The 17,515-nt window shown below is 74.3% G+C and carries 1 protein-coding gene; it reads left to right on the forward strand.

The window, feature by feature from the left end; genetic code table 11:
• The first annotated feature begins 51 nt into the window (after window positions 1–51).
• Window positions 52–17,466, forward strand: coding sequence for a type I polyketide synthase (locus QSK30_RS21830; protein WP_285505353.1), 17,415 nt, complete (start codon window positions 52–54; stop codon window positions 17,464–17,466).
• Window positions 17,467–17,515 lie beyond the last annotated feature (49 nt).

Genomic DNA, 17,515 nt, shown 5'->3' on the forward strand with positions numbered 1-17,515 from the left:
GTTAGTGAGGCAACCACTGTGAGTGGCGCGCGCGTTTCGGACCCCATCGCAGTGGTCGGACTGGCCTGCCGGGTGCCCGGCGGACCCGATCCGGCCGCGTTCTGGGCGCTGCTGCGCGCGGGTGGCGACGCGGTCCGGGAGGTGCCCGAGGGCAGGCCCGGCACCGGGCGCGGCGGCTACCTCGATCGGATCGACGAGTTCGACCCGGAGTTCTTCGGCATCTCCCCGCGCGAGGCCGCGGCGATGGACCCGCAACAGCGGTTGGTCCTGGAACTGGCCTGGGAGGCGCTGGAGGACGCGGGTATCCGCCCGGCCGACCTGCACGGCGGCGACACCGGCGTGTTCGTCGGGTCGATCGCCGACGAGTACGCGGGCCTGGCCCGGCAGGGTCATCTCGGGCGGCACACGCTGACCGGCACGACCCGGGGCATCATCGCCAACCGGGTGTCCTACGCCCTGGGGCTGCGCGGGCCGAGCATCGCGGTGGACACCGCCCAGTCGTCGTCGTTGGTGGCCGTGCACCTGGCGTGCGAGAGCCTGCGCCGGGGCGAGACCACGGCGGCGCTCGCGGGCGGGGTCAACCTGATCGTCGACCCGGCGGGTACGCGAGCGGTGGCCGAGTTCGGCGGCCTGTCCCCGGACGGCCGCTGCCACACCTTCGACCGGCGCGCCAACGGGTACGTGCGTGGCGAGGGCGCCGGGTTGGTGCTGCTCAAGCGCCTCGAGACAGCCCTTGCCGACGGCGACCGGATCTACGGCGTCATCCTCGGTGGCGCGGTCAACAACGACGGCGCCACCGAGGGCCTGACCGTGCCCAGCGCGGACGCCCAGGCTGAGGTGGTCGCCAAGGCGCGCGCGGCGGCCGGGGTGGTCGCCGAGGAGGTGCAGTACGTCGAGCTGCACGGCACCGGCACCCCGGTCGGCGACCCGATCGAGGCGCGCGGGCTCGGTCAGGCGACCGCAGGCGCGCTGGTCGCCGGGACGGTGGTCGAGGTCGGCTCGGTGAAGACGAACATCGGGCACCTGGAGGGCGCGGCGGGCATCGCCGGGCTGCTCAAGGTGCTGCTGAGTGTCCACAACAGACATATCCCGGCCACGCTGAACCACACCGAGCCCAACCCGGACATCGACCTGGCCGGGCTCGGACTGCGCGTGCGGGTGGCGGGCGGCGACTGGCCGCGCCCGGACGGTCGGCTGGTCGCCGGGGTCAGCTCGTTCGGCATGGGCGGCACCAACTGCCACCTGGTGGTGGCCGAGGCCCCTGACCGGCCGGTGGAGGCGGAGGACGCCTCGAACGCTCCGCTCGTGTTGAGCGCCCGTACCCCGGCCGCCCTGCGCGCGTACGCGGAGCGGATCGCGCCGCACGCCGAACTCCCTGGTGTGGCAAGGACATTGGCTACCACCCGCACCGCGTACACCGAGCGGGCCGCGGTCACCGGAGACGTCGCCGCGGGCTTGGCCGCGCTCGCGGCGGGTGTGTCCGCGCCGAACGTGATCACCGGGACGCCGGTGCCCGGCTCGGTCGCGGTGATCTTCCCCGGTCAGGGCAGCCAGCGGCTCGGCATGGGCGCGCGGGCGCACCGGGACTTCCCGGTGTGGCGCGCCGCGTTCGACGAGATCGCCGACCTGCTGCGCGAGCACCTGCCCACCCCGCTCGCCGACGTCCTGTGGACCGAGACCGACGGACTGCTCGACCGCACCCGCTACACCCAGCCCGCGCTGTTCGCCGTCGAGGTCGCCACCCACCGGCTGCTGGAGTCCTGGGGTGTCACGCCCGCGCTGGTCGCGGGCCACTCCATCGGCGAGGTCGCCGCCGCGCACGTCGCGGGCGTGCTCGACCTTCCCGCCGCGGTCCGGCTCATCGCGGCTCGCGGCGCGTTGATGGACGAATTGCCGCCTGGCGGGGCGATGCTCGCGGTGGCTGCGAGCGAGGAGGACGTCTCGCCCCTGCTGCTGCCGCACGCGGCTGTCGCCGGGATCGCGGCGGTCAACGGCGCCGAGTCGGTCGTGGTCTCGGGAGCGCGCGCGGCGCTGGAGGAGATCGCCGCGTCCGGGTTGCGGACCAGGTGGCTGACCGTCGGCCACGGGTTCCACTCGCCGCTGATGGAGCCGATGCTCGACGAGTTCCGCGCTGTGCTCGACGGAATCGAGTTCGCCGCGCCCCGGGTGCCATTTGTCTCCACGGTCACCGGCGAGCTGGTGGACCGGTTCGACGCTGACTACTGGGTGCGGCACGCCCGTCAGCCCGTCCGCTTCCGCGACGGCCTGCGCGCGCTGCGGGCCTTAGGCGCGGGCGTGTTCGTCGAGGCCGGTCCGGGCACCACGCTGACCGCGCTCGCGCGGACCGAGCTGGGATCGGCCGCGGCGTTCGTCCCCGTGCTGGGCAAGCAGGACGACCCGGCCGCGGGACTGGGCGGGCTGTTCGTCGCCGGGATCGAGCCGCGCTGGGGCTTCCCGCCCGGCCCGCGCGTGCCGCTGCCGACCTACCCCTTCCAGCGCGAGCCGTACTGGCTCGACCGGGCCGAACCCGTGCGCGCCCCGGTGGCCCAGCGCGATCTCGGCGAGCTGGTGGCCGCCGAGCTGGCCGCCGTCCTCGGGCACGCCGACCTCGGCAGGCTGAACCGGTCGGCGAGCTTCGGCGACCTGGGCGTGGACTCGCTCGGCGTGGTCGAGCTGCGCGACCGGCTCAGCGCCGCGCTCGGCCGCGAGGTGCCGGTGGGCTCCCTCTACAGCCACCCCACCGCCGAGGCCCTGGCCGCGCACCTGGGCGGTGGGACGACGCGGGCCGTCGTGCGGAAGTCCGTTGTGGACGATGACCCGGTCGTGATCGTCGGCATGGGGTGCCGTTACCCCGGCGGGATCGCCTCGCCCGAGGACCTGTGGCGCGTGGTCGCCAACGGCATCGACGCCACCGGCGACTTCCCCGTCGATCGCGGCTGGGACCTGTCCACCCTGTTCGACGACGACCCCGCGCGCACCGGTACCAGCTACGCCCGGCGCGGCGGCTTCCTCGACGGCGTGGGCGAGTTCGACGCCGAGTTCTTCGGTGTGTCCCCGCGTGAGGCGCTCGCGATGGACCCGCAGCAGCGCCTCCTGCTCCAGGTCACCTGGGAGGCGTTGGAACGCGCGGGGATCGACCCGACCACGTTGAAGGGCACCGACACCGGTGTCTACATCGGAGCGACCACCTCCGACTACGCGCCACGCCTGCACGAGGGTGGCGGCAACACCGACGGCTACCTGCTCACCGGCAGCACACCCAGTGTGGCTTCCGGCCGGATCGCTTACCTGCTAGGGCTTTCCGGGCCCGCGCTCACCATCGACACCGCCTGCTCGTCCTCGCTCGTCGCACTCGACCTGGCCGTGCGGGCTGTGCGGTCGGGGGAGTGTGACACCGCCATCGCGGGCGGGGCGGCGGTGCTGGCCTCGCCAGGCATGTTCGTCGAGTTCTCCCGGCAGCGCGGGCTCTCCGCCGACGGTCGGTGCCGCGCGTTCGGCGCCGAGGCCGACGGTACCGCGTGGGCCGAGGGCGTCGGCGTGGTCGTCGTCCAGCGGCTCTCCGCCGCGCGCCGCGACGGCCACCCGGTGTTGGCGGTCGTGGCGGGCTCGGCCGTCAACCAGGACGGTGCCTCCAACGGGCTCTCCGCGCCATCGGGCGCCGCGCAGGAACGCGTCGTGCTGCGCGCGCTGGCCGAGGCGGGGCTGCGGTCGGACGACGTCGATTTGGTGGAGGCGCACGGCACGGGCACCCGGCTGGGCGACCCGATCGAGGCCCAGGCGTTGATCGCGACCTACGGCGGCGAGCGCTCGACCCCGCTGCTGCTGGGCTCGTTCAAGTCCAACATCGGCCACGCCCAGGCGGCCGCCGGCATCGGCGGCGTGATCAAGGTCGTGCAGGCGATCGCGCACGGCGTGGTGCCGCGCACGCTCTGGGCCGACCAGCCAAGCCCGCACGTGACCTGGTCGGACTCCGGCGTCGACCTGGTGCGCGAGGCGGTGCCGTGGCCCGCGGTGGACCGGGTGCGCCGCGCCGGGGTGTCCTCGTTCGGGATCTCGGGCACCAACTCGCACGTGATCATCGAGCAGGCGCCCGAGGCTGAGCCGGCGGTCGTCGAGCAGGCCATTCCGATCCTGATCTCCGCCACCGACCCCGACGCGCTGCGCAGGCAGGCCGCCGGCCTCGCCGACTACCTCGCCGCGCCGCGTGACCTCGCGCAGGTCGCGGACGTGCTGGTTTCCCGCACCCGCCTGTCGCACGGCGCCGCCGTGCTGGCCGACGACCAGGCAGGTGCGCTGGCGGCTCTGCGCACGCTGGCCGAGGGCGGGGTCGACGACCAGGCGCTCGCCGGGCGGCGCACGCCCGGCCGGACGGTGTTCGTCTTCCCAGGTCAGGGCGCGCAGTGGCCGGAGATGGGCCGGGCGCTGCTGGACACCTCGCCGGTCTTCCGCGCCTCGATCGAGGCCTGCGCGGAGGCGTTCGCCGAGCACGTGGACTGGTCGCTGCTCGACGTCCTGCGCGCGGACCCGTCGGCGCTGGACCGGGTGGACGTCGTGCAGCCGGTGTTGTTCGCTGTGCTGGTGTCCCTGGCCGCGCTCTGGCGGTCCGAGGGTGTCGAGCCGGACGCGGTGGTGGGCCACTCGCAGGGTGAGATCGCCGCCGCGCACGTCGCGGGCGCGCTGACCCTGTCCGACGCGGCGCGGCTGGTGACCACCCGCGCCAAGGCGCTGACGAAGATCACCGGTGGCGGGATGATGTCCGTCGCCACCTCGGCGGACACACTGCGGCAGGCGCTCGAACGGTGGCCGGACGTCTCGGTCGCCGCCGTCAACGGTCCACAGTCGACAGTGGTCGCCGGGGCCGCCACCGCCCTCGACGAGCTGGCCGAATGGCTTGAGGAACAGGGCATCCGGGCCCGGCGGGTGGCGGTCGACTACGCCTCGCACACCCGCTTTGTCGAGCCGCTGCGCGACGAGTTGCACACCGTGCTGGCCGGGATCACGCCACAGCCGACCGAGATCCTGTTCCACTCCTCGCTCACCGCCGGACCCGCCGACGGGACCGAGCTGGACGCCGGCTACTGGTACCGCAACCTGCGCGAACCGGTCCGCTTCGCCGCCGCCGTCGAGGGGCTGGCGAAGGCGGGGCACACCAGGTTCATCGAGGTCAGCCCGCACCCGGTGCTCACCGTCGGGGTCGAGGGGACGCTCGCCGCCGCCGGGGTCACGGGCTCGGTGCTGGGCACCCTGCGGCGCGAGCGCGGCGACCTGGCCGAGTTCCGCCGCGCGCTCGCCGCCGCCGACCTCGCCGGGATCCGGGTCGACTGGCCGCGAGCGGGCGCGCACCTGCCCGACCTGCCGACCTACGCGTTCGAGCGCCGCCGGTTCTGGCTCGCGCCGACCCGCCAGGCGGGCAAGCGCGGCGGCCACCCGCTGCTGGGCCACCCGGTCACGCTCGCCGACGGTGGCACGGTGGCCACCGGCACGGTCGACACCGCGACCCACGCCTGGCTCACCGACCACCAGGTCTTCGGCTCCGTGCTGGTGCCGGGCACCGCCATCGCCGACCTCGCCGCCGCAGTGGGCCGCGCTCGCGGGCTCGACACCCTGGCGGACATCACCCTGGAGGCGCCGCTGCCGCTCGACCGGCCGGTCGAGGTCCAAGCCCGGCTCGAGGGCACAACGGTGACCGTCCACTCGCGACCCGGACCCGACGAGCCGTGGACGCGCAACGCCGTCGGAACGGTCGAGCCGGGGGGCGACGTCGACGCGGAACTGCCGTCGAATTGGCCGCCCGCCGACGCGGAATCCCTTGACCTGAGCGGGGTCTACGACTACCTGGCCGGGCTCGGCTACGACTACGGGCCCCGCTTCCAAGGGTTGACCGCCGCGTGGCGGCACGGTGCCGACGTGCTCGCCGAGATCGACGGCCCGGACGGCCTCGACGGGGACTTCCCCGTGCACCCCGCGCTGCTCGACGCCGCGCTGCACCCGGTGGTCGCGGGACTGGCGGGCGTGCCCACGGGTGATCCGGGCAAGCCGTTGCTGCCCTTCGCCATCGAGGGCCTGCGGATCGTCGGCCAGGCCGGGAGCCGCCTGCGGGTGCGGATCACACCGCTCAGCGGCACCCGGGTGGGCTATGTCCTGGGTGACGCCGACGGCACAGTGATCGGCACCATCGCCTCGGTCGGCTTCCGCCCGATGTCCGGCGCGGTCCGCGAACGTGTGCACGAGCTCGACTGGGTTCCGGCGACCGCCACCCGCGCTCCTGGTTCGATCGCGGTCCTGGGCGACCCGACGGACGTGGTCGACGGAGACGTCCCTGACCTCGGGGATTCACTGCCTGACACCGTGCTGGTTCCCGCGCGTGCCAGCGGTGAGTCTGTTGTGGACGATCTACACGCGCTCACCGGGGATGTACTCGTTTCCCTGCAACAACTCCTGGGTGATCCACGGCTGGACGGCGCACGCTTCGTCGTGGTCCACCGGTCGGACGACCTCGCCGCCGCCGGCCTGCGCGGGCTGGTCCGCTCGGCCGCCGCCGAGCACCCCGGGCGGGTCGGGCTGGTCACCGTCGACGCCCCGGCCACACCCGAGGTGCTCGCCGCCGTCGACGAACCGGAGGCGAGGATCCGGGCAGGCGCGGTGTTCGTGCCCCGGCTCGTCGTACGCGACCTGGACGACGACTCACGCGGCTGGCCCGACGGCACCGTCCTGATCACCGGCGGCACCGGCGCGCTCGGTGTGCTGGTCGCCCAACACATCGCGGCTTCGTCGCCCGCGCACCTGCTGCTGGTCAACCGCAGCGGGCGAGCTGATCTGCTCGACGACCTGCGGGGCGCCAACGTCACCGTCGCCGCGTGCGATGTGGCCGACCGGGCCTCGCTGGCGGCGTTGATCGACTCGATCCCCGCCGACCGGCCGCTGCGCGCGGTCGTGCACGCGGCGGGCGTGCTCGACGACGCCACCATCGGCGCCTTGACTCCCGAACAAGTGGCCCGGGTGCTGGCACCCAAGGCCGATGCCGCCTGGTACCTGCACGAGTTGACCCGTGATCTCCCGCTGGACCGGTTCGTGCTGTTCTCCTCCGCCGTGGCCGTTGTCGGTGCGCCGGGCCAGGCGAACTACGCCGCCGCCAACGCGTTCTTGGACGCCCTTGCCGAGCACCGCGCCGCCGAGGGGTTGCCCGCGACCTCGATCGCCTGGGGTCTGTGGACCGCCGCGGGTGCCATGACCGACCACCTCGACCATGGCGATCACGCCCGACTCGCCCGCCGGGGCGTGGGACTGCTGGAGCCCGAGGCGGGGTTGGCGGTGCTCGACCGGGCGACCGCCTCGCACGTGGTCAAGTCGCCCCTCGACCTCGCGGTGCTCCGCCGGGAGGCCGAGGCCGGGACACTGCTGCCCGTCCTGTCCGGCCTGGTGTCCACCGTGGTCAGTCGACCGACGGCGGGCGGCGCGTGGGCGCGGCGGCTGGCCGGTGAGCGGCCGGAAGACCGCCGCCGGGTGCTGGCCGGGTTGCTGCGCGAGCAGGCCGCCGCAGTGCTGGGCCACGACGACGCGACCCGGGTCGACGCCGAGCGTGCGTTCAAGGACCTCGGCTTCGACTCGCTCACCGCCGTTGAACTGCGCAACCGGCTCGCCGCGCTGACCGGTGTCGCCCTGCCCGCCACCGTCGTGTTCGAGCACCCGAGCGTGGCCGCGCTGGCCGAGCACCTGGTGGAGTCCCTGTTCGCCACCAAGAAGAAGTCCGTCACGACAGTTGTCAAGTCCGATGTGGACAATGACCCGGTCGTGATCGTCGGCATGGGGTGCCGCTACCCCGGCGGGATCGACACCCCCGACGACCTGTGGCGCGTGGTCGCCGAGGGCGTCGACGCCACCGGCGACTTCCCGACCGACCGCGGCTGGGACCTCGACGCCCTGTTCCACCAGGACCCCGACCACCACGGCACCACCTACACCCGGCGCGGCGGGTTCCTGCACGACGCGGGCGAGTTCGACGCCGACTTCTTCGGCATGAGCCCCCGCGAGGCGCTCGCCACCGACCCGCAGCACCGCCTGCTGCTCCAGGTCACCTGGGAGGCGTTCGAGCGCGCGGGAATCGACCCGACCACATTGAAGGGCACCGACACCGGCGTCTACATCGGCGCCATGTACGACGACTACGCGGGCAGGCTCCGCACCGCGCCACCGGAGCTGGAGGGCCTGCTGCTGGCGGGCAACCAGTCGAGCGTCGCGTCGGGCCGGATCGCTTATCTGCTGGGCCTTTCCGGGCCCGCGCTGACCGTGGACACCGCGTGCTCGTCGTCGCTGGTGGCCCTCGACCTGGCCGTGCGCGCGGTGCGGTCGGGGGAGTGCTCCCTGGCGGTCGCGGGTGGCGTCGCGGTCATGGCGACGCCGGGGATCTTCGTCGAGTTCTCCCGCCAGCGCGGCCTCTCCGCCGACGGCCGCTGCCGCTCGTACGGCGACGGCGCCGACGGCACCGGCTGGGCCGAGGGAGCGGGCGTGGTCGTGGTCGAACGGCTGTCGGCCGCGCGCCGGGCCGGGCACCGCGTGCTCGCCGTCGTCGCGGGCTCGGCCACCAACCAGGACGGTGCCTCCAACGGGCTCACCGCCCCCTCGGGCGGTGCCCAGGAGCGGGTGATCCACCGCGCGTTGGCCGACGCCGGGTTGACCCCGACCGAGGTCGACGTGGTCGAGGGCCACGGCACCGGCACCAGACTGGGCGACCCCATCGAGGCCCGTGCCCTGATCTCGGTCTACGGCGGCGAGCGTGAGCGCCCGCTGCTGCTCGGCTCGCTGAAGTCCAACATCGGCCACGCCCAGGCGGCGGCGGGCGTCGGCGGCGTGATCAAGGTCGTCGAGGCGCTGCGCCACGGTCTGGTGCCCAAGACGCTGTGGGCCGAGGAGCCCAGCGCCCACGTGCCCTGGGACGGCTCCGGCGTGCACCTGGTCGGTGAGCCGGTGGCCTGGCCGGACGCCGGTCGGCCGCGCCGCGCGGGGGTGTCCTCCTTCGGCATCTCCGGCACCAACGCCCACGTGATCATCGAGCAGGCGCCCGCCGCTGAGACGCCGGTAACCAAGGAGACCGGGGTGCCGCCGCTGGTGATCTCGGCCAAGTCCGCGGCAGCCGTGCGCGCCCAAGCCGGGCGCCTTCTCGACGTGGATCTCGACCACGACGCCGCGCACACCCTGGCCGGGCGCACCAGGTTCGCCCACCGCGCCGTTGTGCTCGGCGGCAAGCCTGCCCTGGAAGCACTGCGCGATGGCGTAGACCATCCCGGAGTCGTCACCGGCTCGGCCGCCGACGGGCGGTTGGCGTTCGTCTTCTCGGGTCAGGGCAGCCAGCGCGCGGGCATGGGCACCGCCCTGATCGCAGCCTCACCGGTGTTCGCCGCCGCGTTCGACGTGGTGGCCGAGCACGTCGACCCGCTCCTCGACGTGCCGCTGCGCGACCTGCTCACCGACGCCGACCGCCTCGCCGAGACCCGCTACGCGCAGCCCGCGCTGTTCGCCCTCCAGGTGGCCGCCTACCGCGAGGTCGAGCGGTTCGGCGTGAGGCCCGATGTCCTTATCGGACACTCGATCGGCGAGTACGCCGCTGCCCACGTCGCCGGGGTCTTCGACCTGGCCGACGCGGCCGCGGCGGTGGTGGCCCGGGGCAGGCTCATGCAGTCCGCCCGGCCCGGGGCGATGGCCGCGCTCGAGGCTGCCGAGGACGAGGTGCCGCTCACCGACGGTGTCGAGATCGCCGCCGTCAACGGCCCGCGCTCGCTGGTGATCTCCGGCGACGCCGCACCCATCGACGCGCTTGTCGCGCGGTGGAAGGAAAGCGGACGACGGGCGACCCGGCTGAAGGTGGGCCACGCGTTCCACTCCGCCCACCTGGACGACGTGCTGGCCGAGTTCCGCACCGTGCTCGACGGCGTCCGCTTCGCCGAGCCCCGGCTGCCCATCGCCTCGACCGCCACCGGTGACCTGGGCGCCGACCTCGCCACCGCCGACTACTGGGTCGCCCAGCTGCGCGGCCGGGTCCGCTTCGCCGACGCCGTCCGCGCCGCCGGGGCCACCCGGTTCCTGGAGCTGGGGCCGGACGGCGGCCTGGTGTCGATGGTCCAGCAGACCGTCGAGGCGGCCGTGGCCGTCCCGTTGCTCCCCGACGCGGTGCCCGCGCTGGGCGCGCTGCTGGTCGCCGGGGTCGACGTCGACCTGACGCCGCTGTTCCCCGACGCGGTGGCCGTCGAGGTGCCGACCTACCCGTTCGAGACCCGGCGCTACTGGCTCGACGTCCCGCTCGACCGGGGCAGCGCCACCGACCTGGGCCTCACCGACGCCCGCCACCCGCTGCTGTCCGCGCAGACCGATCTCCCCGACGGCGTGGTCGCCAGCGGCACGCTGTCCGTGCGCACGCACCCCTGGCTCGCCGAGCACCAGGTCGACGGTCGCGCGGTCGTGCCCGCCGTCGCGCTGCTGGACGTGGTGGCCGCGTTCGGATCGGGGATCGACGACTTCGTGGTGCACGCCCCGCTGGTGGTGGACTCCGACGTCCGTGTCCAAGCCCTGGCCATCGCAGGCGAGGTGACTGTTCGCGGCCGGGCCGCCGACGCCGAGGAGTGGACCGTCCACGCCACCGCCCGGCTCGTCGACCACCCCGCTGAGCCCACCGGCCAGATCCGGCCGAAGGGCGAGCGCGTCGACCTCGGCGACCCCTACCCCGGGCTTGCGGAGCGCGGGTACGGCTACGGCCCGCTGTTCCAGGGCTTGCGTGCGGTGTGGCGCGACGGTGGTGACCTCGTGGCCGACGTCGAGGTGCCCGCTGAGGCCCCGGACGGCGTGATCGCCTCGCCCGCGCTGCTCGACGCCGCGTTGCACGCGCTGGTGCTCGACGGCGCCCGCCGCGTGCCCTTCGCCCTCGACGGTGTCCGCGTGCGGCCGAGCACTTCCCGCCGCGCCCGGGTCCAACTGTCCACAGTGGATACCGACGCCTATCGCGTTCGCGTCACGGACACCGATGGCGTGCCGATCCTCGTCGCCGACCGCCTCCGGTTGCGCGCCATCGGGGCCGAGGCCGACCTGCACCAGCTCCGGTGGGAGTCGGCCACCGTCCCGACGGTCGTCGACGAGATCACCGTGGTGCGGGTCGCCACCGCCGAGGACGCACGCGCCGCCATCTCCACTGCGGGTGAGACCCGTCTGGTGTTCGTGACCAACGGTGTCCCGGTGGACGACACCGAGCGCGCCGACGCGGGCACCGCCGCCGTGTGGGGTCTGGTGCGCTCTGCCCAGGCCGAGCACCCGGGCCGGTTCGCCCTGGTGGACGCCGTGGACCCGGACCCGGGGCTGCTCGCCGCCGTCGCCACGGCCTGGCCCGAGACGGCCATCAGGGGCGCGACGGTGCTCCGCCCGACCCTGATCCCCGACCACGCGAACGCCCAACGGGTCGACCTCGCGTTCGCGGACGACCTGCCGGTGCTGGTCACCGGCGGTACGGGTGCGCTCGGCCGTCGCGTGGCCCGACACCTGGTCACCCGGCACGGCGTGCGGAACCTGGTGCTGGTCAACCGATCCGGCGCCGCTGTCGACCTGGACCTGGCTGACGCCCGGGTGACCGTCCGGGCCTGCGACGTCGCCGACCCGATCGCCCTCACGGCCCTGCTCGCCGACCTCGGCCCCCTCGGCGGGGTCGTGCACGCGGCGGGTGTGGTGGACGACGCCCTGGTCGAATCGCTGGACGCCGACGCGCTGGCCCACACCCTCGCCGTCAAGGCCGGGGCCGCCGCCACCCTCGACGCGCTCACCGCCGACCTGCCGTTCGTGCTGTTCGGGTCCGTCGCCGGTGTGCTCGGCACTGCGGGCCAGTCCGCCTACGCGGCGGCGAACGCCGCGCTCGACGCCGTCGCGCACGAGCGTCGCCGGGCCGGGAAGCACGCGCTCGTCGTGCACTGGGGCCTGTGGGACACCGGCGACGGGATGACCGCGCATCTCACCGACCGCGACCGCGACCGGCTGGCCCGCGCCGGCATCCGCCCTATGTCCACTGACGACGGTCTGGCGTTGTTCGACCGGGCGCTGGCCAGTGGCGCCACCTCGGTGGTCGCCGCGACGCTCGACCTGCCCGCCGCCCGCGCCTGGCGCGCCCACCCCGCCCGGGTCGAGGCCCGCCACGACGACCTCGCCCGCCGCGTGCTGGCGGCCGTCGCCGCCGTCCTCGGCCACGACTCGCCCGCCGACATCGACCCCGACCGCCCGTTCGCCGAGCTCGGGTTCGACTCGCTGATGGCCGTCGACCTGCGCAACCGGCTCACCGCCCGGCTGGGGGTCCGGCTGGCCACGACCATCGTCTTCGACCACCCCACGCCGAACGCCCTGATCACCTTCGTCGGTGCCACCCTTGTCGGTGCCGAGGAGCCCGCCCGGGACGTGCGGGCGCCGGTCGTGGCCGAGGACGCGATCGCCATCGTCGGCATGGCCTGCAAGCTGCCCGGCGGCGTCGGGAACCCGGACGAGCTGTGGGCGGCCCTGCGCGCGGGCACTGACGCCATCACCGAGTTCCCCGCCGACCGCGGCTGGGACACGGGCCTGTTCGACCCCGACCCGGCCGCCGCGGGCACCTCCTACACCCGCCACGGTGGCTTCCTGCACGACGCGGCCGAGTTCGACGCGGAGTTCTTCGGCATCAGCCCGCGCGAGGCGCTGGCCATCGACCCGCAGCAGCGCCTGCTGCTCCAGTCGGCGTGGGCCGCGGTGGAGGACGCGGGCATCGACCCGGCCACCCTGCGCGGCTCGGCCACCGGTGTCTACATCGGACTGATGTACTCCGACTACGGCGCCCGGGTGCACCAGCGCCCCGGCGGCGGCCACGAGCTGGAGGGCTACCTGGTCAGCGGCAGCGCGGGCAGCGTCGCCTCCGGCCGGGTCTCCTACAGCCTCGGCCTCGAGGGCCCCGCGGTCACCATCGACACGGCGTGCTCGTCGTCGCTGGTCGCCCTGCACAGCGCGGCGAACGCGCTGCGGCAGGGGGAGTGCGCGCTCGCCCTCGCCGGTGGTGCCACGGTCATGGCCAGCCCGGCCACCTTCGTCGAGTTCAGCCGCCAGCGCGGCCTCGCCCCCGACGGCCGTTGCAAGCCGTTCTCCACCGACGCCGACGGCACCGCCTGGGCGGAGGGGGTCGGCCTGCTGGTGCTGGAGCGGCTCGCCGACGCCGAGCGCAACGGCCACCGGGTACTCGCGATCGTTCGCGGCTCGGCGGTCAACCAGGACGGCGCGTCCAACGGCCTGACCGCGCCGAACGGCCCCGCCCAGGAGCGGGTGATCCGCCGCGCGCTGAGTGTCGCCGGGCTCGAGCCGGGCGAGGTGGACGTGCTGGAGGCGCACGGCACCGGCACCCGGCTCGGCGACCCGATCGAGGCGGGCGCGGTGCTGGCGACCTACGGCCGGGACCGGCGCGCGCCGCTGCTGATGGGCTCGGTCAAGTCCAACCTGGGGCACACCCAGGCCGCCGCGGGCGTCGCCGGGGTGATCAAGCTCGTGCAGGCCATGCGGCACGGCGAGCTGCCCGCGAGCCTGCACGTCGGCACCCCGTCCGAGCACGTCGACTGGTCCAGCGGCGCGGTGGTCGTCCCGGCCGAGACCACGCCGTGGCCGGCTAGCGACCACCCGCGCCGCGCGGCGGTGTCCTCGTTCGGCATCGGTGGCACCAACGCGCACGTGGTCTTGGAGCAAGGGCCGGTCACCCCGCCGCGCGCCCCGGTCGAGGACCGGCCGTTGGTGTGGGTGCTGAGTGCCCGGACCGACGTCGCCCTCCGCGAGCAGGCCGCCCGGTTGCGCCACCACGTCGAGAACACGCCGCACCTGCGGCACACCGACCTGGCGCTGTCCCTGGCCACGACTCGAACACCGTTCACCGTCCGCGCGGCGGTCGTCGGCCGGACGCACGAGAACCTGGTCGACGGGCTCCAGCAGATCGCCGACGGAGCATCCGAGGCGATCACCGGGACCCCTGCCAACGGTGATGTCGCTCTTCTGTTCACCGGGCAGGGAAGTCAGCGCGTCGGCATGGGAACTCTTCTGCACCAACAGTTCCCGGTCTACGCTGCCGCCTTCGATGCGGTGCGGGAAGAGTTCCTCCGGGCCGATGGCATCGACGTGTCGGCCGCCATCGCGGGCACGGACCTGGACCGCACCCGGTTCACCCAGGCGGCGTTGTTCGCCGTCGAGGTCGCGCTGGCCCGACTGCTGCTGTCGTGGGGTCTGCCGGTGTCCGCTGCCGCGGGCCACTCGATCGGCGAGCTGGCCGCGGCGCACGTCGCCGGGGCGTTGACGCTGCCGGACGCGGTGGCCATCGTCGCCGCACGTGGGCGTTTGATGCAGGAGCTACCCGAGGGTGGCGCGATGGTGTCCGTGCGGGCGAGCGAGGCCGAGGTCGCGGCGCTGGTCGGGTCCACAGTGGACATCGCGGCGGTCAACGGGCCGAACGCCGTGGTGATCTCCGGTGCCGAGGACGCCGTCCTGGCCGCCGCCGCGACGCTGGCCGAACGCGGTCACCGGACCAAGCGGCTCACCGTCAGCCACGCGTTCCACTCCGCGCTGATGGACCCGATGCTGCCCGCTTTCCGCACGGCCATTGGCAGTTACACCGATAACCACGCTGCGCCTACTTTCCCGGTCGTCTCCACGCTGACCGCAGCGGACGTGGACGTTGACGCAGACCACTGGGTCGCCCAGGTGCGGGGGACCGTCCGGTTCGCCGACGCCGTGGCCGCCCTGCGCGAGCGCGGTGTCACCACGTTCGTCGAGGTCGGGCCGGACACCGTGCTCGCGCCCTTGGCCGAGGAGGCGGGCGCCGTGGGTATCCCCACGCTCAACCGCCGCCACGACGAGGTCGACGCGCTGTGGACGGCCGTGGCCCGCGGCTTCGTCGCCGGGGTCGCGTGGGACTGGCGCGCGCTGTTCGGCGCCGACGCCGAACCGGTGCCGCTGCCCACCTACCCGTTCGCCCGCGACCGCTACTGGCTCGACGCCCCACCCGCCGAGGCGACGGCCGCCGGACTGGGTGTCGACCGGCCGGACCACCCGCTGCTGTCCGCCGCGGTGGCCGCCCCGGGCGGTGACCAGACGATCTACACGTCCGTGCTGTCGCACGTCCGCCAGCCGTGGTTGGCCGACCACGCGGTGCACGGGACCGTCCTGCTGCCCGCCGCCGCGATCGTCGAGCTGGCCGCCTGGGTGGGGGCGCGCCACGGCAGTCCGCACCTGGCCGAGCTGGTGCTGCCCGCGCCGTTGGTGGTCGGGCCGGGGGAGGAGGTCGACCTCCGGGTCACCGCCGACCACGACTCGGTCCGCGTGCACGCCCGCGCTTCGGGCACAGCCGAGTGGACCCTGCACGCGGAGGGCGTTCTCGCTGCCGACGGTGTGTCGGACGAGTGGGACGGGGGCGTTCCCGCTGTTGACCCGCTCGCCGTGACCGACTTCTACGCGACCCTGGAAGACCGGGGTTACCACTACGGTCCCGCTTTCCAGGGGCTCACTGCCCTCAGCGTCGATGGCACCACGCGCTACGCCGAGGTCGACACCCCGCCCGGTCCGGCGGCGGCCCGCCTCGACGCCGCGTTGCACGGCTGGTTGGTCGACACCGATGGCGCCGTCGAGGTGCCCTACGCCTGGCGTGACGTGCGGGTCCACGGCGAGGTGACCGGCCCGCTGCGGGTGCGGATCACCGCTACCGGTGAGTCCACCTTCGCCTTGGCCGCGCTCGACGCCACCGGCAGGCCGGTCGTCACCGCTGCCGAGGTCCGGCTCCGCCCCGCCGAGGGCGTCGCCCGCCGGGTGCCCGCCCCCTATGAGCTGGCATGGGTGCCCGCCGACAGCGCCAAGGTGGACGAGTCCGCCGAGGTGCTGGTCGTCGAACCCGAGGGCGACCCACGAACGGCGTTCCACACCGTGCGGGACCTGATCCTGACCACACCTGAGTCCACCTACCTGGTGATCGTCACCCGCGGCGCGGTCGCGGCGGCCCCGGGCGACACGGTGCCCAACCCCGAAGCGGCCGTCCTGTGGGGCTTGGTGCGCACCGCGCGCACGGAGTACCCAGGACGCATCGGGATCATCGACGTCGATGACCACCCCGACTCCCGAACCGCCCTCACCCGACTCACCTCGACCCGCCCAGGACAGATCGCACTGCGCGCGGGCGAAGTCCTGGTCCCACGCCTGCGGCAACTGTCCGCCACGGGCGAGGTCCCCGGTTTCGGTGACGGCACTGTCCTCCTGACTGGCGCGGGCGGAGCCCTCGGCGCCGCCATCGCACGCCACCTGGTGGACCGGCACGGCGTCCGCGACCTCCTGCTGGTCTCGCGGCGCGGTGACGCAGACCCGGCCCTGCGCGACCTCGCCACCGAGCTCGGCGCGCTGGCCACGGTGCGCACCGCGGCGTGCGACGTCGCCGACCCGGAGGCCACCGCCCGTCTGCTGGACGACAGCGTCACCGCGGTCGTGCACTCCGCGGGTGTGGTCGCCGACTCGGTGCTCGCGTCGCTGACCGAGGACCAGGTCGACCGCGTGTTCCGCGCCAAGGTCGACGCCGCACTCACCCTGCACCGCCTCACCGCTGACCGGCCACTCGCCGCGTTCGTGCTGTTCTCCTCGGTCGCCGGCGTGGTCGGCAACGCGGGCCAGGCCAACTACGCCGCCGCCAACGCGTTCCTCGACTCCCTGGCCGCGCACCGCCGGGCGGCGGGCCTGGCGGGCACGTCGCTGGCCTGGGGCCTGTGGGACGAGGGCATGGGCGCCGCGCTCGGCGCCGCCGAACGGGCCAGGGTGGCCGCGCTGGGCATCCGGGCGGTCTCGGTGGCCGACGGCCTCGCCCAGTTCGACGCCGCGCTGGCCGCCGGACCGCCCGCGGTGGCGCCGGTGGTCCTCGACCCGAGGGCCTGGACCGGCCACACCCCGGAGGTGTTCGCCGACTTGGCGCCCCGCCGAGCCGAGCCCGCCGCCGTGTCCCTGGTCGAGCGGGTGTCCACACTGGACAACATCGCCGCGAGGCAGGTCATCCGCGCCACCGTGACCGACCGGGTCGCCCAGGTGCTGGGCTTCCGCCGGGGCGCCGCGGTCCCGGAGGACGCCGGGCTCTTCGACATCGGCCTGGACTCGCTGACCGCGCTGGAGCTGCGCAACCGGCTCGGCGCGGACGTGGGTGCCGCCTTGCCCGCGACGCTGCTGTTCGACCACCCGAATGTGACCGCTCTCACCGAACACCTGGTGTCCCACCTGGTGAAACCCGAACCGGCGTTCGACCAGTCCCTTTTGGACACCTGGGTCAAGGCGGCCGGTGAGCGCCCCGACCAGCTCGCGGATGCCTTGCGGGCGGCGCTTTCCGCGCTGGGCGAGGCCGGGAGTCCGGTGTTTGGAATGGGTTCAGTCTCCGATGATGAACTCTTCGGAGTGCTGGACCAACGGCTGGGCGAGTGACGGGAGCGGCGGCGGCGATGTCGGGCGAGGACAAGCTTCGCGACTACCT

Origin of the sequence: Actinokineospora sp. NBRC 105648 (assembly GCF_030269645.1) — a bacterium.
Classification (GTDB): domain Bacteria; phylum Actinomycetota; class Actinomycetes; order Mycobacteriales; family Pseudonocardiaceae; genus Actinokineospora.